This window comes from Corallococcus sp. CA053C, assembly GCF_003611675.1.
GTDB lineage: Bacteria > Myxococcota > Myxococcia > Myxococcales > Myxococcaceae > Corallococcus.
Genome location: NZ_RAWA01000659.1, coordinates 1 through 3,111 on the forward strand (window position 1 = coordinate 1; position 3,111 = coordinate 3,111).

Below are 3,111 nucleotides of genomic sequence, written 5' to 3' on the forward strand. Positions count from 1 at the left end.
CCCCACGCGAGCCCGCCCGCAAGCCCCCTCACCCAGTTGGACCGCGCGAAGGCCCAGGGCAGGCCCGTCTCCGAGAAGAGGAGCCACCGCCGGAAGATGCGCAGGAAGGCGCGCAGCTCCAGGTGTCCCGTGACGATGCGCAGCGGCGCGTGGATGACGCGGTTCTTCCACCCGGCTTCATGCAGCCGGCGTCCCAGGTACATGTCATCCACGAACTGACCGGCGGCGCAGCCCACGCCCCCGATGGCCGCGAGCGCCTCCCGGCGGAACACCATCAACTGCCCCATGATGAAGGGCAGCGCACCGTCCGGCCCCGACGTGCGCGCCACCGACGCGCCGTACCACGCGTTCACCAGCAGCCCGTAGCCCACGTCCCCCGCCAGGGGTGCATCCGCCGCCGCGTACACAGGCGCGAACGTGGCGCCCGTCCGCGCATCCTCCAGCAGCGCCCCCACCAGCGCCGTGAGCACTCCGGGCGCGGGGCGCGTGTCCGAATCGCTGAACGCCAGCAGCGTGCACCGGGAGCAGGCCACGCCCACCTGCATGGCATTGAGCTTCCCCGTCAGGCCCTCCGGAGGCTCGCCCGCCACGAGCAGCTCCACCCGCCTCGCGCGCGTCGGAGCGTTGGCGAGTTCCTCCCGGGTGACGGCGAACGCCGGGTCGTCCTCGCTGTCGAAGACGAAGAGCGCCTCCCACTCGCCGGGATAGTCCAGCGCGAGCAGCGCGCGCACGTTCTGCCGCGCCTCCACATCCAGCCCCCGGATGGGGCGGATGACCGTCACCGAGGGCGGGTCGAACGTCCTCGCGGCCAGCGCCGGACGCCGCCGCAGGCCGGCCATCAATCCCAGATGTCCTTGAAGCAGCACGCCCAGCGCCGCCGCGCCCGCCGCCGCCCATCCCACGTCACGCGGGTTCATGGCGTCTCCTCCCGCGCCCTGCCCTGCGCAGGCAGGTGTTTGGAGTGCGCGGAGTGGCCGGGCCCCCACCAGTTCAGGTCCCCCATCAGACGCATCATCGCCGGGACGATGAGCACCCGGACCAGCGTGGCATCCAGCGCCACCGCGATGGCCATGCCCAACCCCATCGCCTTCACCACCACCACCGACGCCAGCGAGAAGGCCGCGAACACGGCGACCATGATGGCCGCCGCGCTGGTGATGAGCCCGCCGGTCTGCTCCAGCCCCTCGGCCACCGCGTGGGTGTTGTCACCCGTGCGCAGCCACTCCTCGCGGATGCGGCTGAGCAGCAGCACCTCGTAGTCCATGGACAGGCCGAACAGGGCGCAGAACAACAGGATGGGCAGCGACGGCTCGATGGGCCCGGGCTCGAAGTCCAGGAGCCGGCGCAGGTGCCCCTCCTGGAAGATCCACACCAGGGCCCCGAACGAGCCGGCCAGGGACAGCAGGTTCATCAGCAGCGCCTTCAATGGCAGCACCACGGAGCGCAGGAGTACGAAGAGCACCACGCACGTCATCCCCATCACGAACGCCACCGCCGCGGGCGTGTGGTGCTTCACGAAGGCCGTGGCGTCCACGTCCGCCGCCGTCTGTCCGCCCACCACGAGCCGCCCGTCTCCCACCGCGCGGTCCTCGCGCAGCGTCCGCACCAGGTCCCGCGCCTCGCGGCTGCTGGGTGCCTCCGACGTCAGCACCTGCATCACCGCCACGTTCCCGGTGAGGTACGCGGCCCGCGCCGCGCGCAGCTCCGGAGGCAGGGCCTGGAGGGGCGCGCCCGCCAGCTGTTGCACCGTCGCCCGGTCCATCCCGGGGACCAGGTCCACCGCGCTCTCCACGCCCACCACACCGGGCAGGGACGCGATGCGGCGGCTCGCGTCGTAGAGGGCGCCGGCGCGCTCCGGCGTGAAGGCCTCGCCCGAGGGAAACCGCACCGCCACCAGCACCCGCGCGGCGGCCTCGCGCGGGAACAGCCGGGCCAGCGTCTCCGCGCCCCGGCGCGCTTCGGTGTCCGCGGGCAGCGCCGTGATGTCCGTGGCCGCCAATTCCAGACGCCGGAACGGCAGCCCCATGGCCAAGAGGAGCGTGAGCGTTGGCAGCAGCACCCACCAGGGATGCCGCATCACCCAGGTGGCCAGCGCGTGCCAGAGGCCGCCACGCCCGGCGCCGCGCGAGAACGGCAGCCGCCCCTTGTCCACGCGCGGCCCCAGCCAGGAGAGCAGCGCGGGCAGCACGGTGAGCGCGAAGAGCACCGCGAAGGCCACCACCAGGGCGCCACCCAGCCCCATGGCGCTCAGGTACGAGCCGCGAAAGAAGAGCAGGCCCGCGAGCCCCACCGCGACGGCGAGCCCGGAGAACGCCACCGCCCGCCCCGCGGTGTCCAGGGTGCGCATCAAGGCCTGCTCCGTCGTCAGGCCCGCGGAGAGCTCGGCGCGGAAGCGGCTCACGATGAAGAGCGAGTAGTCGATGGCCACGCCCAGCCCGATGAGCGAGACGACGTTGAGCGTGTACTGGGCCATGTTCGTCACGCGCGACAGCAGCAGCACGCCCGCCACGCCGCAGAGCACCGCCAGCCCGCCCACCACCAGCGGCAGCATCGCGGCCACCGCCGTGCGGAACACCCACAGCAACACCAGCAGCGCCAGCGGGAACGAGAGCAGCTCCGCGCGCAGCAGGTCGTGCTCCAGCAGCGCGTTCAGCGCGGCCACGAAGGCCACCTTGCCGGTGAGCGTCGTCTGGAAGCGCGGGTCCTCCAGGGCCTCGCGCACGGTGGGGAACGCGGCGGTGGCCTCGCGCTCGCCGCCCTTGAGCCGCACCAGCGCCAGCAGGTCGTGGCCCGTCTTCGCCACGAAGCGGGCGCGAAAGGCCGGAGGTGCCCCCACGGGCGACACCACCGACTCCACCTCGGGCAGCCGCTCCACGCGCGCCAGCACCGAGGCCACCGCCTGGGAGAAGCGCGGCTCGTCCGTCGTCCAGTCGTCGCGGTGGAAGATGACCGCCACGGTCTGGTCATTCGACCCCGCGGCGGCGCCCCGGACCAACGCCACGGCCCGCGAGGACTCGGTGCCGTCGATGGTCCCGGTGGTGAGGTGGCCGCCCTGGAGCAGCGCCCAGACCGCGAGGGCGAGCAGCACGCCAGCGCCCCCCAGCACCCGCC

At 73.2% G+C, this 3,111-nt stretch carries 2 protein-coding genes; both read right to left on the bottom strand.

The genetic code is table 11. The features are described from left to right. A partial coding sequence (locus tag D7V97_RS41720) for a glycosyltransferase (protein WP_120616088.1) occupies positions 1–917 on the bottom strand: 917 nt, incomplete at its 3' end. Next, the coding region (locus D7V97_RS41725; RefSeq protein ID WP_147445220.1) for an MMPL family transporter at positions 914–3,111 on the bottom strand (2,198 nt) is incomplete at its 5' end. The genes D7V97_RS41720 and D7V97_RS41725, both read right to left, overlap by 4 nt.